General features: G+C 69.1%; 17 protein-coding genes. 13 read left to right on the forward strand and 4 right to left on the reverse strand.

Annotated features, from left to right (window positions below):
- The first annotated feature begins 61 nt into the window (after positions 1 to 61).
- Genes WG898_RS10830 through WG898_RS10855 form a run of 6 tightly spaced genes read left to right on the forward strand, consistent with a single transcriptional unit; the run spans position 62 to position 7,147 of the window.
- Positions 62 to 1,039 carry a LysR family transcriptional regulator gene (locus WG898_RS10830; RefSeq protein ID WP_339602798.1) on the forward strand — a complete coding sequence of 326 codons (978 nt, stop codon included), beginning with the start codon at positions 62 to 64 and terminating at the stop codon, positions 1,037 to 1,039.
- 4 nt (positions 1,040 to 1,043) lie between these two features.
- Positions 1,044 to 2,363, forward strand: coding sequence for a guanine deaminase (guaD, locus tag WG898_RS10835; protein WP_339602799.1), 1,320 nt, complete (start codon positions 1,044 to 1,046; stop codon positions 2,361 to 2,363).
- Positions 2,360 to 3,892, forward strand: coding sequence for an ABC transporter ATP-binding protein (locus WG898_RS10840; protein ID WP_339602800.1), 1,533 nt, complete (start codon positions 2,360 to 2,362; stop codon positions 3,890 to 3,892). The genes guaD and WG898_RS10840 overlap by 4 nt, the downstream gene beginning before the upstream one ends.
- Positions 3,879 to 5,021: an ABC transporter permease gene (locus WG898_RS10845; RefSeq protein ID WP_339602801.1), complete on the forward strand. Its 1,143-nt coding sequence runs from the start codon at positions 3,879 to 3,881 to the stop codon at positions 5,019 to 5,021. The genes WG898_RS10840 and WG898_RS10845 overlap by 14 nt, the downstream gene beginning before the upstream one ends.
- A 4-nt stretch (positions 5,022 to 5,025) precedes the next feature.
- Positions 5,026 to 5,946, forward strand: a complete 921-nt coding sequence (locus WG898_RS10850; protein ID WP_339602802.1) for an ABC transporter permease — start codon at positions 5,026 to 5,028, stop codon at positions 5,944 to 5,946.
- Between the two features lie 40 nt (positions 5,947 to 5,986).
- On the forward strand, positions 5,987 to 7,147 hold the full coding sequence (locus WG898_RS10855; RefSeq protein ID WP_339602803.1) for a BMP family ABC transporter substrate-binding protein: 1,161 nt from the start codon (positions 5,987 to 5,989) through the stop codon (positions 7,145 to 7,147).
- A 214-nt stretch (positions 7,148 to 7,361) separates the two neighbouring features.
- Here the strand turns inward: WG898_RS10855 and WG898_RS10860 are convergent, their stop codons facing one another.
- Entirely contained in the window at positions 7,362 to 9,512 is a 2,151-nt protein-coding gene (locus tag WG898_RS10860) for a diguanylate cyclase (RefSeq protein WP_339602804.1), read from the reverse strand.
- A gap of 176 nt (positions 9,513 to 9,688) precedes the next feature.
- Here WG898_RS10860 and WG898_RS10865 point away from each other — a divergent pair, with 176 nt between their 5' ends.
- Positions 9,689 to 10,090 (forward strand): cold-shock protein, encoded by a 402-nt coding sequence (locus tag WG898_RS10865; protein WP_339602805.1) that lies wholly within the window; start codon positions 9,689 to 9,691, stop codon positions 10,088 to 10,090.
- Here the strand turns inward: WG898_RS10865 and WG898_RS10870 are convergent.
- Together WG898_RS10870 and WG898_RS10875 are read right to left on the reverse strand one after the other, a co-directional pair.
- Positions 10,087 to 12,342: a TonB-dependent receptor plug domain-containing protein gene (locus WG898_RS10870; RefSeq protein WP_339602806.1), complete on the reverse strand. Its 2,256-nt coding sequence runs from the start codon at positions 12,340 to 12,342 to the stop codon at positions 10,087 to 10,089. The genes WG898_RS10865 and WG898_RS10870 overlap by 4 nt on opposite strands.
- 139 nt (positions 12,343 to 12,481) lie before the next feature.
- On the reverse strand, positions 12,482 to 14,062 hold the full coding sequence (locus WG898_RS10875; RefSeq protein ID WP_339602807.1) for a serine hydrolase domain-containing protein: 1,581 nt from the start codon (positions 14,060 to 14,062) through the stop codon (positions 12,482 to 12,484).
- A 96-nt stretch (positions 14,063 to 14,158) separates the two neighbouring features.
- Between WG898_RS10875 and WG898_RS10880 the strand changes: the two genes are divergently transcribed.
- On the forward strand, positions 14,159 to 15,820 hold the full coding sequence (locus WG898_RS10880; protein WP_339602808.1) for a DUF1800 domain-containing protein: 1,662 nt from the start codon (positions 14,159 to 14,161) through the stop codon (positions 15,818 to 15,820).
- 1 nt (position 15,821) lies between these two features.
- Positions 15,822 to 17,165 (forward strand): DUF1501 domain-containing protein, encoded by a 1,344-nt coding sequence (locus tag WG898_RS10885; RefSeq protein WP_339602809.1) that lies wholly within the window; start codon positions 15,822 to 15,824, stop codon positions 17,163 to 17,165.
- Positions 17,166 to 17,171: 6 nt separating this feature from the next.
- On the opposite strand, the gene rsgA is transcribed toward WG898_RS10885, so the two are convergent.
- Positions 17,172 to 18,266: a ribosome small subunit-dependent GTPase A gene (gene rsgA, locus WG898_RS10890; protein WP_339602810.1), complete on the reverse strand. Its 1,095-nt coding sequence runs from the start codon at positions 18,264 to 18,266 to the stop codon at positions 17,172 to 17,174.
- 522 nt (positions 18,267 to 18,788) lie between these two features.
- Here rsgA and WG898_RS10895 point away from each other — a divergent pair.
- The 4 genes from WG898_RS10895 (at position 18,789) to WG898_RS10910 (ending at position 24,096) form a co-directional block, all read left to right on the forward strand.
- The gene (locus WG898_RS10895) at positions 18,789 to 19,976 is read left to right on the forward strand and encodes an MFS transporter (RefSeq protein WP_339602811.1); all 1,188 of its coding nucleotides are present in this window, start codon (positions 18,789 to 18,791) and stop codon (positions 19,974 to 19,976) included.
- Positions 19,977 to 20,023: 47 nt separating this feature from the next.
- Positions 20,024 to 22,294 carry a heavy metal translocating P-type ATPase gene (locus WG898_RS10900; RefSeq protein ID WP_339602812.1) on the forward strand — a complete coding sequence of 757 codons (2,271 nt, stop codon included), beginning with the start codon at positions 20,024 to 20,026 and terminating at the stop codon, positions 22,292 to 22,294.
- Positions 22,295 to 22,322: 28 nt separating this feature from the next.
- A complete protein-coding gene (locus WG898_RS10905; protein ID WP_339602813.1) occupies positions 22,323 to 22,697 on the forward strand; it encodes a cobalt-zinc-cadmium resistance protein in 375 nt (124 codons plus the stop codon).
- A 127-nt stretch (positions 22,698 to 22,824) separates the two neighbouring features.
- The gene (locus WG898_RS10910; protein ID WP_339602814.1) at positions 22,825 to 24,096 is read left to right on the forward strand and encodes a TolC family protein; all 1,272 of its coding nucleotides are present in this window, start codon (positions 22,825 to 22,827) and stop codon (positions 24,094 to 24,096) included.
- Positions 24,097 to 24,119: the final 23 nt, after the last annotated feature.

Here is a 24,119-nt window from a genome sequence, read left to right on the forward strand (position 1 = left end):
GTAATGGCTTTGCTCATGGACAATATACGACCCCATGCATGGACTTCATAAAGAGTTGCGTATGAGCCTGAGGGCGGACTTCGACAAGATCGAGCTTCAACTCGTGCGGGTTTTGCATACCGTGATCTCGGAGCGCAGCGTTTCCAAGGCGGCCCTGCGCCTGCATAGTACGCAGCCCGCTGTGAGCGCGCAGCTGCGGCGCCTGCGTGCCCTTACTGGCGACGCGCTCTTGGTGCGCAGCGGCGCCGGCATGACGCCCACCGCCACCGCCCTGGAGCTGCTGGAACCCGCCGCGCGCCTCCTGCGCGAGGCCGATGCGCTGTTCGGCGCGCGCCAACGCAAGAGCGGCTTCGAGCCCGCCAGCGCCCAGCTGCGCTTTCGCATCGCCGCGAGCGACTACCTCGACCCCTTTTTTCTGCCCGAGCTGGCCGCGCAGCTGCTGCGCCTGGCGCCGGGCGTGCGGCTGGACCTGCAGCCACTTTCGGCCGATTACGACTACCGGCGCGCGCTGGCGCGTGGCGAGGTGGACCTGGTGATAGGCAACTGGCTGGAACCGCCCGAGGAGCTGCACCTGGCGCGCCTGCTCAGCGACGAGGTGGTGTGCCTGGTGAGCGAGCAGCATCCGATGGCCAAGAACAACGGCCGCGGCTGGACCGTCGAGCGCTACCTGGCCAGCCAGCACCTGGCGCCGATGCCGCTCTCGGCCGGCCTGCCCGGGGTGATAGACCAGCATCTGGCCAAGCTGGGCCTCTCCCGCGAGATCGCGGTGCGCAGCGCCCATTTCGGCCAGCTGCCGCAGATGGTGGCCGGCAGCCTCTTGGTGCTGACCACCGGGCGGCTGTTCTGCTCGCGCTACCTCGATGCCTTGCCGGTGCGCGTGCTGCGCTGCCCGGTGAACTTCCCGCCCATGGCCTACTACCAGCTCTGGCACGATGTGAGCCATGCCGCGGCGCCGATGCGCTGGCTGCGCGAGCAGGTGCGCGAGGTGGCGCGCCGGCTGGTGGCGCGGGCGCCCGCCAGCTCCAAGGTCCGATCCTGAAACGATGAATAACAACAACGCCTCTAGCCAAACCAAGCTCGCCCTGCGCGGCGACCTGCTCGACTTCACTGCCACCCCCGCCTGGGGCCAGTTGGACAGCCCCGCCGTGCGCTTCCAGCCCGATCATTGGCTCTTGATCGACGCGCAGGGGCGCATTGCCGGCACGCAGCGGGAGGAGCCCGATGCCAGCTGGACCAAGCAGGACCACCGTGGCCGCCTGATCCTGCCCGGCTTCATCGACACCCATGTGCATGCCCCACAGCTGGACGTGATCGCCTCCTATGGCGCCGAGCTGCTGGACTGGCTCAATACCTACACCTTTCCGGCCGAGCTGCGCTATGCCGACCCGGCCGTGGCGCGGCAGGGCGCGGCGCGCTTTCTGGACGCGCTGCTGGCCCATGGCACGACCTCGGCGGTGGTGTTCCCGACCGTGCACAAGGTTTCGGTCGAGGCGCTGTTCGAAGCCGCCGAGGCGCGCGGCATGCGCCTGATCGCCGGCAAGGTGTTGATGGACCGCCATGCGCCCGAGGGCCTGCGCGACGATGTGGCCCAGGCCGAGCGGGACTGCGTGGACCTGATCAGCCGTTTTCATGGCCGAGATCGCCTGTCCTATGCGGTGACGGTGCGCTTTGCGCCCACCAGCACGCCCGCCCAGCTGGCCATGGCCGGTGCGCTGTGCCGCGCCGACGCCTCGCTCTATATGCAGACCCATGTGGCCGAGAACCGCAGCGAGGTCGAGTGGGTGGCCAAGCTCTTCCCGGCGGCGCGCAGCTATCTGGACGTTTATGCCGGCGCGGGCCTGCTGCACCCCAGGGCGGTGCTGGCCCATGGCATCTGGCTGGACGAGGCGGACCGCCGCGCGCTCGCCGCCAGCGGCGCGCAAGTGGCCTTCTGCCCCTCGTCCAACCTGTTCCTGGGCAGCGGTCTGTTCGACTGGGTGGGTGCGCGCGCGGCCGGCTTTTCAGTGAGTGCGGCCAGCGATGTGGGCGGCGGCACCAGTCTCTCGATGCAGCGCACGTTGGCCGACGGCTACAAGGTGCAGGCCCTGGCCGGCCAGCGCCTCACCGCCTGGGTGGCCCTGCATGCGGCCACGCGCGGCGCCGCCGCGGGGCTCGACATTGAGCATGAAATCGGCCACTTCGGCCTGGGTACACTGGCCGACGTCTGCATCTGGGACTGGGCCGTGGGCCCGGTGGCCGAGGCCCGCTTCGAGCGGGCGCGCGACTTGCACGAGAAACTGTTCGCCTGGATGACGCTGTCCGACGAACGCAATCTGGTGGCGAGCTTCGTGGCCGGCCAGGCCCGCCATCAGCGAAACACATGAGCGAAACTTTGCGCCTGCAACTCAGCGGCATCAGCAAGCAGTACCCGGCCGTCAAGGCCAATGACGGCATCGACCTTGCCGTGGCGCCGGGCCAGATCCATGCGGTGCTGGGCGAAAACGGCGCGGGCAAGAGCACCCTGATGAAGATCATCTACGGTGCGGTGCAGCCCGACGAGGGTCAGGTCTTGTGGAATGGCCAGCCGGTCAGCATCAAGAGCCCGGCGCAGGCGCGGCAGCTGGGCATCAGCATGGTCTACCAGCATTTCTCGCTGTTCGACACGCTCAGCGCCGCCGAGAACATCTGGCTGGGCCTGGACAAATCGCTGACCCTGGCCGAGGTCACGGCACGCATCAGCGCGGTGGCCGAGAGCTATGGCCTGGCGGTGGACCCGGCGCGGCCGGTGCACACGCTCTCGGTGGGCGAGCGCCAGCGCGTCGAGATCGTGCGCGCGCTGATGACGAACCCTCAATTGCTGATCCTGGATGAGCCCACCTCGGTGCTGACGCCGCAGGCGGTGCAGACCCTGTTCGTCACGCTGCGCAAGCTGGCCGAGCAGGGCTGCTCCATCCTCTACATCAGCCACAAGCTCGACGAGATCCGCGCGCTGTGCCAGCAATGCACCGTGCTGCGCGCCGGCCGCGTCACCGGCGAGCTAGACCCGCGCACGCAAAGCAATGCCGAACTCTCGCGCCTGATGATCGGTGCCGAGCCGCCGCAGCTGCGGCATGGCCGGGCACGCGAGGTTGGCGCCCTGGCCCTGGAGCTGCGGGCCCTGAGCCTGCCCAAGGCCGAGCCCTTCGGCACCAGCTTGCAGGATATTGCGCTGCGGCTGCATGCCGGCGAGATCCTCGGCGTGGCCGGGGTCTCGGGCAATGGCCAGCAGGAGCTGATGGCCGCGCTCTCGGGCGAGGACGCGCGTGCGCCGCGCGGCTCGGTGCAGCTGTTCGGCCAGGACATCGCCCAGGCCAGCGCGCGCCGTCGCCGCCGCCTGGGCCTGCATTTCGTGCCCGAGGAGCGCCTGGGCCGCGGCGCCGTGCCCACGCTCTCGCTGGCGCAGAACACCTTGCTGACGCGCACCGAGGCGGTCAAGGCCGGCGGCTGGTGGATCAGCCAGGGCCAGGTGCAGCGCCTCGCGGAGGAGCTGATCGCGCGCTTCAAGGTCAAGGCCGGCGGTGCGGGTGCCGCGGCCAAAAGCCTGTCGGGCGGCAATCTGCAGAAGTTCATCGTCGGCCGCGAGATCGACGCCAAACCCAGGGTGCTGATCATTGCCCAGCCCACCTGGGGCGTGGACGTGGGCGCGGCGGCACAGATACGGAGCGAGCTGCTGGCGCTGCGCGATGCCGGCTGCGCGCTGCTGGTAGTGAGTGAGGAGTTGGACGAATTGTTCGAGATCAGCGACCGGCTGGTTGTGATGGCCAAGGGGCGCGTGTCGCCGGCCATCCCCATGGCCGAGGCCACGGTGGAAAAGATTGGCGCCTGGATGAGCGGGCTCTGGCAAGAGGAGGGCGCGCAGCATGCTCAGGCTTGAGACACGCCCGCAGCCGTCCAGGCTGATGTCGCTGGCCTCGCCGCTGCTGGCGCTGGCCCTCACCACCTTGCTGGGGGTGGCGCTGTTCCTGCTCTTGGGCAAGGACCCGGTGCGCGGCCTGCAGATGTTCTTCTGGGAGCCGATCAGGAGCGCCTATGGCTGGAGCGAGCTGGGCATCAAGGCCACACCCCTGGTGCTGATCGCGCTGGGCCTGGCGCTGTGCTTTCGCTCCAATGTCTGGAACATCGGCGCCGAGGGCCAGTTCGTGGTGGGCGCGCTGGCCGGCGGCTGGGTGGCGATGCAGGCCGATGCCGGCACGGGCCGCAGCATCGTGCTGTGGATACTGCTGGCCGGCGTGGCCGGCGGCATGGCCTGGGCCGCCATCACGGCGTGCTTGCGCGACCGCTTCAATGCCAACGAGATCCTGGTCAGCCTGATGCTGGTCTATGTGGCCGAGCTACTCTTGGGCTATCTGGTCTACGGGCCCTGGAAGGACCCGCAGGGCTACAACTTCCCGCAAAGCATCAGCTTCCTGGCAGTGACCAAGATCCCCAGGCTGGTGGAGGGCTGGCGCGTCCATATCGGCGTGCTGATCGCCCTGGGGTCAGTGCTTGCCTGCTGGCTGCTGCTGTTCCGCAGCTATGCCGGTTTTGCCCTGCAGGTGGGCGGGCTGGCGCCGGCGGCGGCGCGCTATGCGGGCTTCAGCTCGCGGCGTTCGCTCTGGCTGGCCCTCATGCTCTCGGGCGGCATGGCGGGCCTGGCGGGGGCGCTGGAGGTGGCCGGGCCGCTGGGCCAGCTCACGCCCTATGTGCCGGCCGGCTACGGCTTTGCCGCCATCATCGTGGCCTTCGTCGGGCGGCTGCATCCGGTGGGCATCATCTTCTCGGCCATCTTGATGAGCATGTTCTATATCGGCGGCGAACTGGCGCAATCGCGCCTGGGCCTGCCCAAGTCCATCACCGGGGTGTTCCAGGGCCTCTTGCTGTTCACGCTGCTGGCCTGCGACACCTTGATCCACTACCGCCTGCGCTGGGTCATGGCGCCCCCCGCCCGCGGGTACACGGGCGGCCCCCCGAGGGGGCCAAGCCGTTCTTGGGAGCGGCCCGGCGAACGACTTGATGGGAGCTGAGGCCATGGAATCCATCGCACTGCTGATCGCCGCCACGCTCAACGCCGGCACCTTGCTGGCCATCGCGGCCCTGGGCCTGCTCATCAACGAGCGTTCGGGCATCGTCAACCTGGGCGCCGAGGGCATGATGCTGGTGGCCGCGATCGCCGGCTTTGCCACCGCCGTGCACAGCGGCAGCGACTGGCTGGGCTTTGCCGCCGGCATGGGCGCGGGCGCGCTGCTGGCGGCGGCCTTCGGGGTGCTGGTGATCTGGCTCAACACCAACCAGTACGCGGCCGGCCTGGCGCTGAGCCTGTTCGGCGCCGGCTTCTCGGCCTTTGTGGGCATTTCCTACACCCAGGCCAAGCTGGGTCCTCGGCCCAGCTTCGCGGTGCCGGGTCTTGCCGACATCCCCTTCGTCGGCCCGGCGCTGTTCCGCCAGCATCCGTTGGTGTATGGCGCGATTGCGCTCACCGCCTTGCTGGCCTGGTTTCTGTACCGCTCGCGCGCCGGCCTGGTGCTGCGCGCGGTGGGCGAATCGCCCGAGTCGGCCCATGCCCTGGGCTATCCGGTGCGGCGCATCCGCCTGGCCGCGGTGATGGCGGGCGGCGCGCTGTGCGGGCTGGCGGGGGCCTATGTGTCGGTGGTCTACACGCCGCTGTGGGTGGAGGGCATGATCGCCGGCAAGGGCTGGATCGCGCTGGCACTCACCACCTTCGCCACCTGGCGGCCAGCGCGCGTGCTGCTGGGCGCCTACCTCTTTGGTGGCGTGACCATGCTGCAGTTCCATCTGCAGGGGCAGGGCGTCGAGATCGCCAGCCAGTTCCTCAGCATGCTGCCCTATCTGGCCACCATCGCCGTGCTGGTGCTGATCTCCAGCAATGCGCAGTTCATACGCGCCAATATGCCGGCCTCGCTGGGCAAGCCCTTCTTTCCAGGCTCATAATTCCGGCGCTCATTCGCAGCCCCCAACCCTCGGAGTCCCCATGCAAAGCAAACGCGATCTTTTTTTGCTCAAGCTCGCCGGCTGGTCTGCCCTGGCCGCCAGCGCCGCCCTGCTGGGCTGCGGCAAGCAGGAGGAACAACACGCCGCCCCGGCCGCGTCCGCATCGGCCACCACAAGCAAGCCCGAGCCGCTCAAGATTGCCTTTGCCTATGTCGGCCCGGTGGGCGACGGCGGCTGGACCTTTGCGCATGACAACGGCCGCAAGGCGGTGGAGAAGGAGTTCGGCGACAAGGTCGTCACCAGCTTCGTTGAAAAGGTGCCCGAGGCGGCCGATGCCGAGCGCGTGTTCCGCGACATGGTGGGCCAGGGCAACAAGCTGATCTTTGGCACCACCTTCGGCTATATGGAGCCCATGCTCAAGGTGGCGGCCGACAGCAAGGACGTGAAGTTCGAACACGCCACCGGCTACAAGCAGGCCGACAACCAGCGCACCTACGACTCGCGCACCTACGAGGGCGCCTATATGGCCGGCGTGGTGGCGGGCAAGATGAGCAAGAGCGGCACGCTGGGCGTGGTGGGCTCGATCCCGATTCCCGAGGTGATCCGCAACATCAACAGCTTCACGCTCGGTGCGCAGACCAGCAACCCCAAGGTCAAGGTCAAGGTGGTGTGGGTGAACGAATGGTTCAACCCGCCCAAGGAGACCGAGGCCGCGCAGAGCCTGATCAACGGCGGCGCGGATGTGCTGATGCAGAACACCGACTCCTCGGCCGTGCTGCAGACCGCCGAGAAGAACGGCAAGTACGCCTTCGGTTGGGATTCCGACATGACCGCCTACGGCCCGAAGGCCCACCTGGCCTCCGCCGTGATCAACTGGGGCCCCTACTACGTGAAGGCCGTGCGTGATGCGCTGGACGGCAAGTGGAGTGCCGGCGCGGGTGCCCACAGCTGGTGGGGCGTGAAGGAGGGCGCGATCGATCTGGTCTCGCTCAACGAAGCCGTGCCGGCCGACACCAAGGCCCAGATCGAGACCATCAAGGCCGGCCTGAAGGACGGCAGCTTCGCGATCTGGAAGGGCCCCATCGTTGGACAGGATGGCAAGGAGATCCTGAAGAAGGACGAACTCGCGGACGACAAGTTCCTCTCCGGCATCAACTTCTACGTCAAGGGCGTGGAAGGCAAGGTGCCTAGCGGCAAGTAGGCGCGTCTTTCCATCCGCCAAGGGCTGCCATGCGATGCATGGTGGCCCTTTTCTTCGTGGGCAGCTGTCGGCACAAAGCAGCCGAATGCAAAAGGCAACCACAGAGGCACTGAGGCACAGAGAAACTCCATACTGAATTGGCTTTACCTCTGTGCCTCCGTGCCTCTGTGGTTGCAATTGGATTTCAGCAAGGTGCCGAATACCGCCGCACGCGTCAGGCCAGATCCGTGCGGCGCTTCTTCATCGCCGCCTTGGCCTCGTACATGCGCGCGTCGGCCTGGGCCACGCAGCTGTGCAGCGATTGCGTGGCGCTGGCGCGCATGGCGTGGCCCAGCGCGGCGCTGGGGCTGATCCAGGCGCCGGGCGCCAGTTCGCGCTGCGTCTGCTGGCAGCGCGCCCGCAAGGCCTCCAGCTCGGCCAGCACCTGGGCCTCGCCGATATTGGGCAGGATGAAGACGAATTCGTCGCCGCCGATGCGAAAGGCGTCGGCCTGCGGCCATTGCGCACGTGCCGTCTCGGCGAACAGGGTGATCAAGGCGTCGCCCGCGGCATGGCCATGGGCGTCGTTGACGCGCTTGAGGTTGTTCATATCGGCCACCACGATGGCCTGCGGGTAGTCGCCCGCGGCGGCATCGGCGCGCTGGCTGAAGTAGTTGCGGTTGTGGAAGCCGGTCAGACTGTCGGTGTAGAGCAGGTGCTCGCGTTCGCGCAGGAACTGGGTCTTGGCGCGCTGCTCGATCAGCTTGCGCACGATGCGCACCGTCACCGCCAGAATGCCCAGCAGCACCAGGCCGAGGCCGCCCAGCAGCATCAGCAGGCGGCGGTTCGCCTCGTTGCGCAGCGTCGGCACGGTCTGGATGCCGGCGTACTTCATCTCGTCGAACTGGATCAGCGGGATCACCTTGTCCATGATGCTGGCCAGCTCGGGCTGGCGCTTGCCGACGCCGAAGTAGATGAAGGAGTCCTTGGAGGTGATGCCGCGCTTGACCAGGTCGGTATAGCCCAGGCCGTTGATGTAGAACTCGACCACCGTGGGGTTCTCGATCATGTAGGCAGCGCCGCCATCGCGCAGCAGCTGCAGCGATTCCATGATGTTGGCGGTCTTGACGATGCGCGGGTGCTTGAGGTTCTTGCGCAGGTATTCCTCGTGCCAGAAGCCGTCGATCACCGCCACCGGCTGGCCGTCCAGGCCATAGACATCCTGCACCGGTGCGCTGCTCTTGGTGCCGACGATGATGTCGCGCTCGGTGCTGATGGCGCGCGGGAACAAAAAGTCGGCCAAGCGGTCCTCGGTCTTGGCCATGTTCAGCACATCGACCTTGCCCGCGCGCAGCTGCTCGATCAGCTGGGCAAAGGGCCCGCTCACCACCTTGAAGCGGATGCCGACGATCTCGCCGATGCGCTGCAGGGTGGCGCCGGCAATGCCCTTGTACTGGCCCTCGTGGAAATAGTCGAAGGGCAGATAGTCCTCGGCCACGCCCACCACCGCCTCGCCCTGCTGCTCCAGCCAGCTCAGCTCGGCCTCGCTGAGGCGCAGCACCTTGCGGTTGTACTGGCGACCGGCCTCGCGCGCGAGCTGCTCGATATGGGCCTGCCTTTGCTCGATATAGCGGTTGATGATCTGGCCCAGCAACTGCTGCTCGCGCGCCACCGCGAAGGTCATGTCCGAGGTGATGGACTTGAGCTCGGCCACCAGGGTCAGCGTGGGGTGCTCGTGCAGGAACTCGTATTCGACGCCGCCGCCCGAGGTCACGAAGCCGTCCACCTGGCCGGCGGCCAGCGCCTTCAGGCCGGCCCCCTGGTCTTCGTAGTTGCGCGTCTCGAAGCGGATGTTGGGGAATTCCTTGGGCAACTGCTCGATCACGAAGTCGTTGGCGAGAAAGCCGACGCGCTTGCCGTCCAGGTCGCCCAGGGTCTGCACGCTCGAGTCCTTGCGCGCGAACACGGTGTAGGGGTACTTCTGCGCAGCGCGCGTGAAGCGCATGATCTTCTCGCGCTCGGGGGTGACGTTGGCGCCGTAGAGCACGGCGATGCGGCCCTGCACAAAGCGGCTGTAGGCGTCGTCCCAGCTCTTCACCTCAGCGGGCACCAGGCTCAGGCCCAGCTGGGTGCGCATATCGTCGAGCAGCGCGGGCAGCAGGCCGATGCGGCGGCCACGGAACTCGAAGCTGTCCATGCCCGCGAAGGGATCGAAACCGACCGTGAACACCTGTTGCTGGTGGGCCGCGATCCAGCCGCGCTCGGCCTCGCTCAACTTCACCGCACCGGCCGCCGTGGCGCTGGCCCCCGCCATGCACAGCAGCAGCGGCAGCAGGGCGCGCGCGCACCAAAGCCTCAGGATTTCAGCAGCAACAACAAGCAGCAAGGGCAACTCACTTGGGACGCCGTCAGCGGCGCGCTGATGCTAGCCCAGTTTGCACGGCTTACAGGCTGTTGCACGCCGGCCTTGCAGCGGCCTCATGATTCATCCCATGAGGCCGCGTCGACGGCCTCCCGGAGGCGGCTCCCATCCGGAGCGCCCCAGCCACGTTGGGGAACACCATGAGATTCGAAGGCAAGTTGCAGGTATGGAATGCGGAGCGCGGCCACGGCATGATCGCACCGCTTGGGGGCGGGCAGCCGCTGTTCGTGCATGTCTCGGCCTTCCCGCCCGATGGTCCACCACCCGTGCAGGACGAAACGCTGAGCTTCGAAATTGTGACCGGGCGTGACGGTCGCAAGCAGGCCGCCAGGGTGCGGCGCAGCCAGCCCAAGCTGGCGCAGGCCTGGGCGGCGCCGTCGCGGCGCGCGCCGCCACGGCGCCGCGGCTGGAGCCTGGCGCTGGGCCTGGCGCTGATGGCCGGCGCCGGGGTGCTGGCCTGGCTGCAGCTCTCGCATGCGCAGCAGCCCGAGAAGCTGGCGCAGCTGGCACCGGCCAAGGCGTCGACCGCTGGCAAACACTAAACCTTCAGTTCCAGGCGCAGCTGCCATTGCGTGTAGCTGCGGCCCGCGCTCTCGCTGGCGATCTGCTGCGTGGCGGTGTTGAACAGGCTGCTGCTGCTGTAGTCCAGCGGCGCCACATTGCTACCCGAGAGGCGCAGCTGCGCCTGCGGGTTGAAGCTCCACATCGCGAAGGCGTCGACCACCAGCTTGCGCGTGGTCTGGCTGAGCTGCAGCGCGCTTTGCTGGATGGTGTTGGCGGGCGTCCAGTTGAGCGTGGCGCCCAGGGTCAGCGGCAGGCCGCGCAGGCGGTAGTCGGCGCCCAGATTGGCGCTGGCGCGCGGCTGCTGGTCGAGCCGGTTGTCGGGCCCGGGGATGCCATCCACGCTGGAGCTGAACAGGCTCAGATTGCTGCGCACCGCCACCGGCCAGGCCTCGTCCCACCATTCGTCGAGGCGGAACTTGGCCTCCAGCTCCAGGCCCATGGTGCGGGCCTGGCCGATATTGCGCGGCCGCGTGATCCAGCGCGGCTCGCTGGCCCAGCCCACCGTCTCGAGCTGCGGATTGCTGCGTATCAGGTCCTTGATGCGGCGCAGGAACAGGTTGGCGCTCAGCACCCCGCCCTTGCTGAGATAGCTCTCGTAGGCGATGTCGATGCCGGTGGCCAGCTCGGGCCGCAGCTCGGGGTTGCCGGCGCGGTCGGGCTGGTCGGGCGTGTTGGGGCCGCAGGGCTGGCCCGGCAGGCCGACGATGGGGCAGGAGCCATTGCTGTTGTTGACGCTGGGCTTGGCGATCAGGTCCTGCAGCTGGGGCGATTTGTAGCTGCGCGTCAGGCTCATGCGGATCTGGTCGCGGCTCCTGCCCTCGTCAAACTTCCACACCGCATGCAGCAGCGGCGTCCACACGCCGGAATTGTTGCTGGCGCTGTAATTGGCGGCGCTGCTTCGGGTGGCGATGCCCTCCCAGCGCAGGCCGGCGTAGAAGGCCCATTGCTTGCCCAGGCTCCACTCGTCCTGCGCATAGGCGGCCAGGCGCAGCGTGGAGGCCGCGAGCTCGTCGCCGAAGTCCAGCAGGTTGCGGCAGGGTAAACCGTTCTCCAGGCAGATGCGGGTCTGCTCGCGGCGCGTGCTCTCGGCCTCCAGGCCGGCCACCAGGCTGTGCTCGTTCTCCAGCTGGCGCGCGAGTTTGGCGTTCAGGCTCCAGCTGCGGTCATCGCTGTCGCTGCGGTCATCCTGGCTGCGCGCGGGCAGCAGGCTGCCGTCGGCGGCGCGCAGGCTTTCCTGCCGCAGGCTGTGGCTCTTGCTGCGGGCGGCGCCGATGCCGGCGCGCAGCTCCAGCCTGGTGTTGTCGTCCAGCCGGGTCTGCCATTGCGGGCCCAGGCGCAGCATATGGAAGCGGCTGTGGGCGCGGGTGTCAACCAGGTCGAAGGCCTGGGTGGGGGTCTGCAGCGCATGGCTTTCGCTGTCGCTCTCGTTGGCGTTCAGAAAGCTCTGCAAGGCCAGCATCTCGCCGGCGCCCAGGCGCCATTGCAGACGGCCGCCGGCTTGCAGGCCGCGCGTTTCGCTGGCGGTATGGCCGCTCAGGCTGCGCAGGCTCTGCTGGCCGCCGGCCAAGTCGCGCGTGTATGTGCGGTTGTCGATCTCGTCCAGGCGCCGGCCATTGAGCAGGTTGATGTTGAGCGTGTAGGCGCCGCCATGCTCGTCGAGCTTGTCGTTGCGGCTCCAGCCCATGCCGGGGCTGATGCGGCCGCGCTCGGCGCCGAAGCCGAGCTTGACGTCGTTGATGCGCTTTTGCAGCGCCTCGCGCAGCACCACATTGATGGTGCCGGCCACCGCGCGCGCGCCGTATTCGGCGGTGGGCGCGCGCATCACCTCGATGCGCTCGACCTGCTCGGGCGGCAACTGGTCGAGCGCGAAGCCAGGCGGCATGCGCTCGCCGTTCACCAGGATCTGGGTATAGCCGCCGCCCATGCCGCGCATGCGGATCTCGCCGCCGCGGCCGGGCCGGCCACCGGTGGTGACGCCCGGCAGGCGCTTCAGCACCTCGCCCAGGGTGGCGTCGCCATAGCGCTCGATTTCCTCGCGGCCGATGACGATCTTGGCGGCGGTGGCGCCGCGGCGCAGCGCTTCGTCGCTGGGGCCGCCTTGCACCTCCACGCGTTTGAGCTGCTCGGTCTTGGCGGCTGGCGCGCTGGCCGCGGCCGCGGGCGCTTCGGCCTGCTGTGCCAGCGCGGGTGCGCAGGCGAGGGCGAGGGGAAGGAAGGAAAAACGGCGCATCGTGCGTGAGTGAATGACTGACTGACTGACTGGGTGACTGCGGGGCGTGGGCCGGCAGGGTGGCGAAGCATCGCACGCAGTGGCGCCGGCGCCCGAAGGCCAGGCCGGGCTTTTTAACTTCTTTACAGTGCTGTCGCGTTCACGGCAGCGGGCTGAAACGCAGGCCGCGGATGCGGCTGCTGTCCAGGCTGAGGCCGATGATGCGGCCATCGGCGCCGCGCTCGGCCACGCGCAGCAGCTGGCTGCTGCTCATCCAGTAGCCCGGCGCGCGCAGCTCCATCAGCGTGTCGGTCAGGCCCAGCAGCTGCCAGGGCTGCGGGCTGCGCATCAGCGGGCCATGCACGCTCACCTCGCCCTCGGCCGTGATGTCCCAGTGGCTGGCGATGTCGGCGCAGTGCCAGCGTCCCGCCAGGCCCGCGGGCAAGGGTTCGCGCCGGGCCAGGCGCTGCAGCTCATGCTGCCGGCCGGCGCCGGTCTCCAGCAGCAGTGTGCCCGCGGGACCGGCGCGCAGGCGGAACTCGTAGGCGCCGCGCAGCGGCAGCCAGCTGCCGTCGGCCTCGGGGTAGAGCTCGAAGCACTGCCCCCATTGCCGCGCCGTCAGGCGCGTGCCGGGGCCGCGCTGCAGGCCCAGCAGCAGGCCGGCCTCGGCATTGATCCAGTCGCCCGCCCAGTCCGGCGCCGGCGGCGCGGTCGGCTCCGCCATCGCCGTGGGCGGCAGCAGCAGGTCCAGCAGCTCGCGCGCGAGCTTGTAGGGGTTGCTGCCGCTGTCGTTGCTGATCACGACGATGCTCAAGCCCTCGGCCGGCAGCAGCAGGAACTCGCTGCGGTAGCCCGGCCACAGCCCGCCATGGCCCACGCAGGCATGGCCGCGCCAGCGGCTGTGCTCGAGCCCGCGCGCATAGGGCGAGGGCTGGGCGCCGCTCAGCAGGGTGGGCGCCATCAGCGCCTCGGCCAAGGCCGCCAGCTCGGACCTTGGCGCCAGCAGGGCCTGGGCCCAGCGCGTCAGGTCCAGCACATTGGAGACCAGGCCACCCTCGCCGCCATGCTCGAAGCCGTGCAGGGCGCGGCGGTAGCCGCCGTCATCCTCCTGGCGCAGATAGGGCGCGGCCAGGCCCGGCAGGACCTGGTCGCAGGCCGGCACCATGCGGGTCTGCGTCATGCCCAGCGGGGCGAAGAAGGCCTGCTGCAGATAGTCGCCCAGGCTCTGGCCGCTGAGACGCTCCACCAGCAGGCCCAGCAGCAGGTAGTTGCTGTTGCAATAGAGAAAGCGGCTGCCGGGCTTGCTGTTGAGGTGGCGGTTGCGCGCCAGTGCCGCGGCCATGCTGGCGCGGCGGGTCAGCTGCTCAAGGCCCACGCCGCCCAGGCGCAGCAGCTCCAGGAAATCGGGCAGGCCGCTGCAGTTGCGCATCAGCTGGTCCACCGTCACGGCCTGCGGCAGCTGCGCCAGCTCGGCCAGCAGGCCGCGCGCATCGGCCGCCAGGTCGAGCCGGCCCTGCGCGGCCAGCCGCAGGCCGGCCGCCACGGTGAATTGCTTGCTCACCGAGGCGATGCGGAACAGCGTGTCCGCGCCTATGCCGCTGCGCTGCTCCAGGCTTGCCAGGCCATGGCCGCTGGCATAGAGCAGCTCGCCATGGCGTGCCACGGCCACCGCATGGCCGGGGCTCTGCGGGCGGGTGAGGGTGGCCAGATGGCCGTCGATGCGGGTCTGCAAGTTACTCATGTGCATGGGGCCATGGCGCGACTTCACACATCATTACACCTTGGGCCGTGCCAGCCGTCGCCGTCCTTTCTAACATGCGCACAAACGGAGGCGCCCATGAGCTTGCTGCTGAAGACCCACCGCGCGATCTGCTGCGCAAGCGCCCTTGGCGCAATGATGATGACGATGTTGCTGGGCAGCGCCCAGGCGGCCGCCATGCTTGACGAAGACGCGGCGCGGCGCTTCCTGGCGCAGGCCAGCTTCGGGCCCACCGAGGCCAGCACCCAGGCCCTGATGGCCAGCGGCAAGGTGGCCTGGCTGCAGGAGCAGTTCGCCCAGCCGGCATCGGACTTCTCCGGCATCGTCGCGGTGGACGCCAACCCCAAGATCGGCTGCCCGGAAGGGTCGCCGCCCGCCTGCAAGCGCGACAACTACAGCCTGTTCCCGCTGCAGGTGCAGTTCTTCCGCAATGCGCTCAACGGGCCCGACCAGCTGCGCCAGCGCACCGCCCTGGCGCTGAGCCAGATCCTGGTGGTCTCGGGCCAGCAGATCAGGCTGCCCTATGCGATGGCCAACTACGAGCGCATCTTCCTCAACCATGCCTTCGGCAATTTCCGCGACATCCTGCGCGAGGTGACGCTGAGCCCGGCGATGGGCCGCTTTCTCAATATGGCCAACAACGACAAGCCCAATCCGGCCAAGGGCATAGAACCCAACGAGAACTATGCGCGCGAGGTCCTGCAGCTGTTCAGCATCGGCCTGTGGCAGCTGAACCAGGACGGTAGCCGCCAGCTCGACGCCAAGGGCCAGCCCCTGCCCAGCTACGACCAGGACACGGTGGAAGGCTTTGCCCATGCGTTCACCGGCTGGAGCTATGCGCCGCGCGCCGGCGGGCGCGACAGGTTCCCGAATCCGCCCAACTTCAGCGGCCCCATGGTGGCCTATGCCGCCCACCATGACCTGGGTGCGAAGAAACTGCTGATGGGGCAGACCCTGCCGGCCGGCCAGGGCGCCGCGGCCGATCTCGAGGCCGCCATCGACAACATCTTCAAGCATCCCAATGTTGGCCCCTTCATAGGCCGGCAGCTGATCCAGCAGCTCGTCACCGCCAACCCCAGCCCGGCCTATGTGGCGCGGGTGGCGGCGGCCTTCAATGGGGCCGCTGGCGGTGTTGGCGGGTCAGCACGCGGCGACATGAAGGCCACGCTGCGCGCCATCCTGCTGGACGCCGAGGCCGGCAGCCCGCAGCAGCCGCAGAACTTCGGCAAGCTGCGCGAACCGATCCTGCAGCTGACGCATTTGTTCCGCGCCCTGGGCGGCGAGAGCGATGGCCTGTGGCTGCGCAGCCAGGCCGCGGCGCTGGGCCAGCCGATCTACAGCCCGCCCTCGGTGTTCAACTTCTTCCCGCCCGATTACGACCTGCCCGACGACCCCAGCCTGGACGGCCCGGCCTTCGGCGTCTTCAATGCCAGCGCCGCCTTCAAGCTCAGCGGGGTGCTCGCTACCGCCTTGAGTGGCAAGGCGGTGGCGCCGGATGCGAGCGTGGCGGGCAGTACCGGCAGCAAGATCGACCTGACACGCTGGCAGGCCCTGGCCGCCGACCCGGTGGCGCTGGTGAAGGACATCAAGCGCGTGCTGTTCGCCGGGCGCATGAGTGCAAGTCTGGAGCAGGCCCTCCTGAAGGCGGCGCAGATCGCACCCGCGAGCAAGCCGCTGGAGCGCGCCAAGGCGGCCTTGTTCCTGGCCGCCATGTCCCCCGAATACCTTGTGGAGAATTGATATGGCCATCCAGTCCCTGCATCGCCGCCGCTTCTTGACCCATGCTGCGGCCTTGGCCGCAGGTGGCCCGCTGGCGCTGGGCTCAGGTCTTGCCGCACCGCTCTCGGGCAGCGACTACCGCGCCCTGGTCTGCGTCTTTCTCTACGGCGGCAACGATGGCAACAATATGCTGGTGCCCATGGATGCGGCCGGCTACGCCGCCTATGCCAAGGCGCGCGGCAACGCCGCGGCGGGCGGGCTGGCGCTGCAGGCCTCCACGCTGGCGCCGCTGGAGGGCCTTAACCTGGGCCTGCACGGTGCGCTGGCGCCGCTGGCCGAGATCTTCAAGCAGGGCCATCTGGCGCTGCAGGCGAATGTGGGCACGCTGGTGCGCCCCCTCAGCAAGGCCGAATTCCATGCCGGTGGCGCCGGCCTGCCGGCCAATCTGTTTTCGCACAGCGACCAGCAGGCGCAGTGGCAGCAGGGCGGCTCGGGCGCGCCGAGCAGCAGTGGCTGGGGCGGGCGCATCGCCGACCTGCTGCCCGCCAGCACCGTGCCCGCGGTGATCTCGCTGAGCGGCAACAACGTGTTCATGAATGGCGCTCGCAGCGATGGGCTGGCGCTGTCATCGGGCGGCAATTTCGCCATCAAGGGGTTTGGCGCCAACCCGGCGCGCAACCCGCTCTACAGCCTCTACACCAGCCTGCTGCAGCAGCCCTATGCGAATGCCGAGGAGCGCGCCGCCGCCGCGGTGCTGAACCAGGCCCTGCGCGCCAGCGAGGCGCTCAACGGTGCGCTGGCCTCCGCCGGCAGCGTCGCGGGCCTGTTCGCCGGCCAGAGCAGCAGCATCGCCCAGCAATTGCTGACCGTGGCCAAGCTGCTGGAGGCGCGCAGCAGCCTGGGCGTGACGCGGCAGATCTTCTTTGTCTCGCTGGGCGGCTTCGACACGCATAACAACCAGCTGGCGCAGCAGGATGATTTGTTCGGCCAGCTCGGCTCGGCGCTCAAGTCCTTTTACGACGCGACGCTGCAGCTGGGCCTGGCGAACCAGGTCACCACCTTCACCGCCTCGGACTTTGCGCGCACCATGCAGCCGGCGGCCGGCGGCGGCAGCGACCATGCCTGGGGCAATCACCAGCTCATCATGGGTGGCGCGGTCAGGAGCGGGCTCTATGGCCGCATGCCGCAGCTGCTGCTGGGCGGCCCCGACGATGTCTCGGACGAGGGCCGCTGGCTGCCCAGCACCGCGGTGGACCAGATGAGCGCCACGCTGGCGAGCTGGCTGGGCGTGAGCGCGGCGGACCTGCCCGCGCTGTTCCCGCAGCTGGGCAATTTCGCCACGCCCAATCTGGGCTATTTCGCCTAGGCACAGTTAGGCACCGCTTTTCGCCTTCATGCGGATGCGCGCCTCGCGCGAGCGCGACTTCCACTCCGAGACTTCGGCCTGGCGCTGCAGCGGTGTGCGCTGCTCGCGGCCGAGCTCGCGCTGCAGCTTGTGATAGCTCTTCAGGCGTGCCGCGCTGAGCGCATCGCGCACCGCGCAGCCCGGCTCGTCCTGGTGGCTGCAGTTGCGGAAACGGCAGTGCGGCGCCAGTGCGCCGATGTCGTCGAAGGCCTCGGCCAGCTGCTGTTCGTTGACGTCCAGCTGCAGGCCGCGCAGGCCCGGGGTGTCGATGATGCAGGCGCCGCAGGGCGCGCGATGCAGGCTGCGCACGCTGGTGGTGTGGCGGCCACGGCTGTCGTCCTCGCGCACGCCGCCGGTGTCTTGCAGCTGCGCTGCGCACAGGCTGTTGGTGAGCGTGCTCTTGCCCGCGCCGCTGGAGCCCAAGAGCACCAGGGTCTGGCCCGCGCCCAGCCAGGGCCAGAGCGACTCGCGCGCGCTCGCCTGCGTGCCGTTCACCGCCAGCACCGCCTGCGGCCCCTCACGGCAGGCGCGCAGATGCGCCTGCACCTCGGCCAGGCGCGCCTGCACCTGGGCGCAGCGGTCGGCCTTGCTCAGCACCACCACGCTGGCGATGCCGGCGGCATGCGTCAGCACCAGGTAGCGGTCCAGGCGCGCCAGGTTGAAGTCGTGGTCCAGCCCCATCACCAGCAGGGCGGTGTCGACATTGGCCACCAGGGTCTGGCGCAGGCCCTCGGGGTTGCGGCGGGTCAGCGCGTTCAGGCGCGTGGCCTGGGCCTGCACCCAATGTCCGCCAAAGGCGTCTTGCGCGGCCAGCACCCAGTCGCCCACGGCCAGGGTCTGGCCCTCGTTGCGCAGGCACTGCAGCAGCTCGGGTCGCAGGCGGGCGTCGCAGCCGCCTTGCGCGCCCAGCAGCTGGACGCGGTCGCGCTGCACTTCGACGACGCGCATCGCTGCGCTGTGGGCCGGCCAATCGAGGCCGGCGAGATGGCAACGGATGCTTTGGTTCAGCCCCAGGGTTTGGAGCAGGGTCAGGTCTTGCGTGGTGTGGTTTGCTTCGAGCATGAGAAGAAGAATGACGTTTCCAGGCATGTGGAGACTCGGCCACGCGAGAAGGCGCGTAGCCGGTGACAGCGGGGAAATGTCGGCCGCGAAAAGGACTGTCGCGGCGTGCTCGAAAAACTCGGGCCACGCGGGCTGCGTGGCGGGTTCAACTCAAGCGTGGCGGCAGAAATGTGCGGCCGACAGGAGGCGGGCAATATCAGTCTTGGCCATGGAGTTCTCCTGTTGTTTGAATGGAGCCGCGAGTGTGCTCGCACGCTCAAGCCGCGGTCAAGTGACTTGCGGCATGGCGTCAACGCCAAGCCACAAAGCGCCGTCGTGCAAAAGCAAAGGGCCACCGAGGGTGGCCCTGCTTTCCGGACAAGAGGTGAATATAAAAAAACACCCCGAGACGGTTCCCTTGGCGCTGGTGACGGGTTCCAGTGTTCTGCCCAATCTGCAGCCGGTTTGTCGCCTTGGATGCTTTGCATTGTGCACGCTCTGTGTGACAGTGATTTGACGAACAACAAACATTTGACGGCGCATATGAAAACTGCGGTCGCAAGTACCAGGCCGCGCCTGCCGGCCGGCATCTGGGTGCTCGGCTTCGTGAGCCTGCTGATGGACATCTCCTCGGAAATGATCCACAGCCTGCTGCCACTCTTCATGGTGGGTGGGCTGGGCGCCTCGGTGTTCACGGTGGGCCTGATCGAGGGCGCGGCCGAGGCCACGGCCTTGATCGTCAAGGTGTTCTCCGGCGTGCTGAGCGACCACTGGGGCCGCCGCAAGGGCCTGGCCCTGCTGGGCTATGGCCTGGGCGCGGCCACCAAGCCGCTGTTCGCGATTGCCGGCGGCGCCGGCCTGGTGCTGGCGGCGCGCCTGATCGACCGCGTGGGCAAGGGCATACGCGGCGCACCGCGCGATGCGCTGGTGGCCGACATCGCCCCGCCCGCGCAGCGTGGCGCCGCCTTCGGCCTGCGCCAGTCGCTCGATACCGTGGGCGCCTTCGCCGGGCCGCTGCTGGGCGTGGGACTGATGCTTTTGTGGGCCAACGACTTCCGCGCCGTGTTCTGGGTGGCGGTGATCCCGGCCGTGCTGGCCGTGCTCTTGCTGGCTCTGGGCGTGCGCGAGCCGGCACGGCCTGCTTCCGCTGCCGCTGGCGTGCCCGCCATCAGCCGTGCCAGGCTGCGCCAGCTGGGCCCGGCCTACTGGTGGGTGGTGATGATTGGCGCGGTGTTCACGCTGGCGCGCTTCAGCGAGGCCTTTCTGGTGCTGCGCGCGCAGCACAGCGGGCTGGCGCTGGCGCTGATTCCGCTGGTGATGGTGGCGATGAATATCGTCTACGCGCTCAGCGCCTACCCGCTTGGTGCGCTGGCCGATCGCGTCAGCCACCGCGGCCTGCTGGCCTGCAGCCTGCTGCTGCTGATCGCCGCCGACCTGCTGCTGGCCAGCAGCCCGGCCCTGCCGGCTCTGCTGGGGGGCGTGGCGCTGTGGGGCCTGCACATGGGCATGAGCCAGGGCCTCTTGGCCGCCATGGTGGCCGACGCTGCGCCCGCCGAGCTGCGCGGCACCGCCTATGGTTTCTTCAACCTGCTCAGCGGCCTGGCGATGCTGCTCGCCAGCGTGGCGGCGGGGCTGTTGTGGGAGACCCTGGGCGCGCCGGCAACCTTTGTGGCCGGGGCTGCGATCAGTGTGGTGACGCTGGTAATGCTGAGCCGCAAGCCAGAGGGATGAAAGAAGCCGCTTGACTCTTGTCCTGGTGCAGGGTTTCCAATGCCGGCATGGCCACACCACATGCATCCACGCCCGCCGCATCGAGCTGCAGCAGCAACCACTGCTGCGGCGCTGCAGAAACAGCGCCGACGCTGACGCCACCGCCACCGTCGCCTGCAGGGGCGCGCGTCTTCCGCATCCCCAGCATGGACTGTGCGGTGGAGGAGGGCGAGATCCGGCGCGCGCTGGCGCCCATTGCCGGCATCGACGGGCTGCGCTTCGATCTGGGCCGGCGCACGCTGTCGCTGGCGGCCGCTGCGCCGCCCGCGCTGGAGGCGGCGTTGGCGGCCATGCGCGGCCTGGGCTTCGATCCACAGCCGCTGGATGCTGCGCCCTCTGGCGATGCAGTGCGGCACGAGCATGGCCATGCCGGCGAGGGCCTGCCGCGCCTGCTGGCCTCGCTGCTGCTGGCGCTGGCCGCCGAGGCCCTGGCCTTTGTCGCCCCCGAGGGGCAGGGCCTGCAAATCATGCAACTGGCCGAGATGGGCTTGGCCGCCGCGGCCATTGGCCTGGCCGGTTTCGACACCTACAAAAAGGGCCTGTATGCGCTGCGCGCCGGGCGCCTGAACATCAATGCGCTGATGACGGTGGCGGTGAGCGGCGCCTTCCTGATCGGCCAATGGCCCGAGGCCGCGATGGTGATGGCGCTCTATGCCCTGGCCGAGCTGATCGAGGCGCGTGCCGTCGACCGCGCGCGCGATGCGATCAAGAGCCTGCTGGCGATGGCGCCGGCGCAGGCCGAGGTGGCGCAGGCCGATGGCGCCTGGCTGCAACAGCCCAGCGCCGCCGTGCCGCTGGGCGCCATCGTGCGCATCAAGCCCGGCGAGCGCGTGCCGCTCGACGGCCTGGTCACGCGCGGCCTCAGCGCCGTGGACCAGGCACCGGTGACGGGCGAGAGCCTGCCGGTGGACAAGGGCATAGGCGACGCCCTCTACGCCGGCAGCATCAACCAGAGCGCGGCGCTGGAGTTCCGCGTCACCGCCCTGGCCTCGGACAGCACCCTGGCCCGCATCATCCATGCGGTCGAGGAGGCGCAGGCCAGCCGCGCGCCCACGCAGCGCTTCGTCGATCGCTTTGCCGCCATCTACACCCCGGCGGTGTTTGTGCTGGCGCTGGCGGTGGCGCTGCTGACGCCATGGCTGCTGGGCTGGGGCTGGCTGCAGGCGCTCTACAAGGCGCTGGTGCTGCTGGTGATCGCCTGCCCCTGCGCGCTGGTGATCTCGACCCCGGTCACCCTGGTCAGCGGCCTGGCGGCGGCGGCGCGGCGCGGCATTCTCATCAAGGGCGGGGTCTACCTGGAACAGGCGCGCCTGCTCAAGGTGGTGGCGTTGGACAAGACCGGCACCATCACCCAGGGCCTGCCGGTGCTGGTGGATTTTGTGCCGCTGGCGCCGGGCGCCGAGCGCGCACAGCTGGCGCGCCAGGCCCTGGCGCTGGCGAGCCGCTCGGACCACCCGGTCTCGCGCGCGATCGCGCAGGGCCTGGCGGCCGAAGCTGGGGAAACTGGGGAAACTGGAGAAGTGGCCGAGGTGCATGACTTTGCGGCCGCGGCCGGGCGCGGCGTGCAGGGCACGGTCGATGGCCTGCCGCTGGTGCTGGCCAACCATCGCTGGATCGAGGAGCGCGGCCAATGCTCGGCCGAGCTTGAGGCCGGGCTGGCCCTGCACGAGCAGGCCGGACGCAGCGTGGCGGTGCTGGCCGACGCGCGCGGCGTGCTGGCGATCTGCGCGGTGGCCGACACCATCAGGCCCGCCACGCGCCAGGCGCTGGCCGAGCTGCGCGCCCTGGGCATCACGCCGGTGATGCTGACCGGCGACAACCTCACCACCGCACAGGTCATCGCGGCCCAGGCCGGCATCACCGAGCTGCGCGCCCAACTGCTGCCCGAGGACAAGCTGGCCGCCATCCGCGAGCTGCAGCAGCGCTTCGGGCCCACCGCCATGGTGGGCGACGGCATCAACGACGCGCCCGCGCTGGCGCAGTCGGACATCGGTTTTGCGATGGGCGCCGCCGGTACGCACACGGCCATGGAGGCCGCCGACGTGGTGGTGATGAACGACGAGCTGGGCCGCCTGGCCGAGACCGTGCGCCTCTCGCGCCGCAGCCGCAGCGTGCTGCTGCAGAACATTGCCCTGGCGCTGGGCATCAAGACGGCCTTTTTGCTGGCCGCGCTGATGGGCGGCGCTACCATGTGGATGGCGGTGTTCGCCGACATGGGCGCCAGCCTGCTGGTGGTGGCCAATGGCCTGCGCCTGTTGCGCGACTCAGCGCTCAAATAGACAGCGTCTTATCTATACTGCCCAGCCCATGCGATCCTGGCTTCTCGTCCTCCTCAGCTTGCTGCTCACCGCCCAGTTCTCCTGGGCGGCGGCGGCGGGCTATTGCGAGCATGAGGCACGCAAGCCGGACAGTTCGGCGGTGCACTTCGGGCATCACGAGCATGCCCATGATGCGCATGAGGCGGCCGCCGAGAAGCCTGCCGCCAAGGCGAGTGTCAAGGCGGTGACGCAGGCCCTCGACATGGACCATGGGCATTGCCAGCTGCTGCACGCCGCGCCCGCTTGCGACTACGCGCTGGGGCCTGTCTTCGCCGCTGCCATTGAACCGCCGACCGAGCAGGCCTGCCTGGCCGAGTCCGTCGTGCCCGAGGGTCCCGACCGCCCCAATTGGTGGCGCGCCTGAGCGGCGCGTCGTCGATTAACTCACTCGTCATCATCATGCTGATGCTGCGCTGACCGTCTCGGTCAGCGCATGGGCGACGCCGCGCCGAACCACCCCCGTTGTTGTTCATCACAACCTGGAGCGTTCGATGCGAACCCTATTCACGCCGCTGGCATTGGCGGTGCTATGTTCCCTGGCCCCGCCCGCGCCGGCACAAAGCGCCGAAGTGGCCGCGCCGGCCAAGGCCATGCTGACCCTGGCCCAGGCGCAGCGCCTGGCGCTGACCCACAACCCCGAGCTGGCCGGCGCGCGGCTCGAACTGCAGGCCATGGAAGCGGCCGAGCAGCAGGCCGGCGCGCGCCCCAATCCCGAGCTGGGCCTGCTGGTGGAAGACCTGCGCAGCAGCACGCGCACGAGCACCCTGCAATGGGCCCAGCCCATCGAGTTGGGAGGCAAGCGCGCGGCACGGCTGGCCGCTGCGGCCAGCGCGCGCGAGCAGGCGGGTGTGGCGCTGCTGTCCAGGCAGGCCGAGTTGCGGGCGGCCGTTGCCGGCGCCTTCTTCGAGCTGCTTGGCGCGCAGCAGCAGGCCCGTCTGTTGCAAGCCTCGCTGGATGTCGCGCGCAATGCCACCAGCGTCGCCGCCAAGCGCCTTCAGGCCGGCAAGGTGCCTCCGCTGGAGCAGGCCAAGGCGCAGGTGGCCGAAGCCGCGGTGCGCGCCGAGCTGGCTCAGGCGCAGAGCGATCTGCTGCTGGCTCGGCAGCGCCTGGCTGCGCTCTGGGGCCCTGGCCAGCTCGCCCATGCCTACGAGCAGGCGGATGGCGATGCCCAGACGTTGCCCGAGCCGCCCTCCGAGCAGCGCCTGGGCGAGCTGCTGAGCCGGGCGCCGGCGATCCGCCTGGCGCAGCTGGAAATCGCGCGGCGCCAGGCGCTGGCTGCCGGCGAGCGCGCCAAGCGCGTTCCCGACCTGACGCTCACGCTGGGCGCCAGGCGCGCGGCCGAGCAGGGCCGCACGCAGGCGGTGCTGGGTCTGGCTATCCCGCTGCCCATCATGGACAGCAACCAGGGCCATCTGCTTGAAGCGCTGCGCCGGGAAGACCAGGCGCGCGAGGCGCTCAGCGCCACCAGCGCGCGGCTGCAAACCGAGCTGTCGCAGGCGCTGGAGAAGCTGCGCCTGAGCCGCCAGCAGGTGCAGATGCTGCGCAGCGAGCTGCTGCCCACGGCGCAAGCCGCCCATGACGCTGCGGTAAAGGGTTACGAGCTGGGCAAGTTCGCCTTCCTCGATGTGCTCGATGCCCAGCGCACGCTGTTCCAGGCGCAACAGCAAATCCTGCGCGGCACGGCCGATGCCTGGCGCGCCGCCGCCGAACTCGAGCGCCTGCTGGGCCAAGACCCCAGCCAGGCGCAGCAATCTCAGGAGTAAGAACAGATGTTGATGCAACAAGC

The sequence above is a fragment of the Paucibacter soli genome, assembly GCF_037482845.1.
In the GTDB taxonomy this organism is placed as follows: domain Bacteria; phylum Pseudomonadota; class Gammaproteobacteria; order Burkholderiales; family Burkholderiaceae_C; genus Paucibacter_B; species Paucibacter_B soli.

What these genes read in the sequence shown, in the direction of transcription:
- WG898_RS10830 (WP_339602798.1), top strand. Translation starts at nt 62, where the DNA reads ATGAGCCTGAGGGCGGACTTCGACAAGATCGAGCTTCAACTCGTGCGG.
- guaD (WP_339602799.1), top strand. Translation starts at nt 1,044, where the DNA reads ATGAATAACAACAACGCCTCTAGCCAAACCAAGCTCGCCCTGCGCGGC.
- WG898_RS10840 (WP_339602800.1), top strand. Translation starts at nt 2,360, where the DNA reads ATGAGCGAAACTTTGCGCCTGCAACTCAGCGGCATCAGCAAGCAGTAC.
- WG898_RS10845 (WP_339602801.1), top strand. Translation starts at nt 3,879, where the DNA reads ATGCTCAGGCTTGAGACACGCCCGCAGCCGTCCAGGCTGATGTCGCTG.
- WG898_RS10850 (WP_339602802.1), top strand. Translation starts at nt 5,026, where the DNA reads ATGGAATCCATCGCACTGCTGATCGCCGCCACGCTCAACGCCGGCACC.
- WG898_RS10855 (WP_339602803.1), top strand. Translation starts at nt 5,987, where the DNA reads ATGCAAAGCAAACGCGATCTTTTTTTGCTCAAGCTCGCCGGCTGGTCT.
- WG898_RS10865 (WP_339602805.1), top strand. Translation starts at nt 9,689, where the DNA reads ATGAGATTCGAAGGCAAGTTGCAGGTATGGAATGCGGAGCGCGGCCAC.
- WG898_RS10870 (WP_339602806.1), bottom strand. Translation starts at nt 12,342, where the DNA reads ATGCGCCGTTTTTCCTTCCTTCCCCTCGCCCTCGCCTGCGCACCCGCG.
- WG898_RS10875 (WP_339602807.1), bottom strand. Translation starts at nt 14,062, where the DNA reads ATGAGTAACTTGCAGACCCGCATCGACGGCCATCTGGCCACCCTCACC.
- WG898_RS10880 (WP_339602808.1), top strand. Translation starts at nt 14,159, where the DNA reads ATGAGCTTGCTGCTGAAGACCCACCGCGCGATCTGCTGCGCAAGCGCC.
- WG898_RS10885 (WP_339602809.1), top strand. Translation starts at nt 15,822, where the DNA reads ATGGCCATCCAGTCCCTGCATCGCCGCCGCTTCTTGACCCATGCTGCG.
- rsgA (WP_339602810.1), bottom strand. Translation starts at nt 18,266, where the DNA reads ATGCTCGAAGCAAACCACACCACGCAAGACCTGACCCTGCTCCAAACC.
- WG898_RS10895 (WP_339602811.1), top strand. Translation starts at nt 18,789, where the DNA reads ATGAAAACTGCGGTCGCAAGTACCAGGCCGCGCCTGCCGGCCGGCATC.
- WG898_RS10900 (WP_339602812.1), top strand. Translation starts at nt 20,024, where the DNA reads ATGGCCACACCACATGCATCCACGCCCGCCGCATCGAGCTGCAGCAGC.
- WG898_RS10905 (WP_339602813.1), top strand. Translation starts at nt 22,323, where the DNA reads ATGCGATCCTGGCTTCTCGTCCTCCTCAGCTTGCTGCTCACCGCCCAG.
- WG898_RS10910 (WP_339602814.1), top strand. Translation starts at nt 22,825, where the DNA reads ATGCGAACCCTATTCACGCCGCTGGCATTGGCGGTGCTATGTTCCCTG.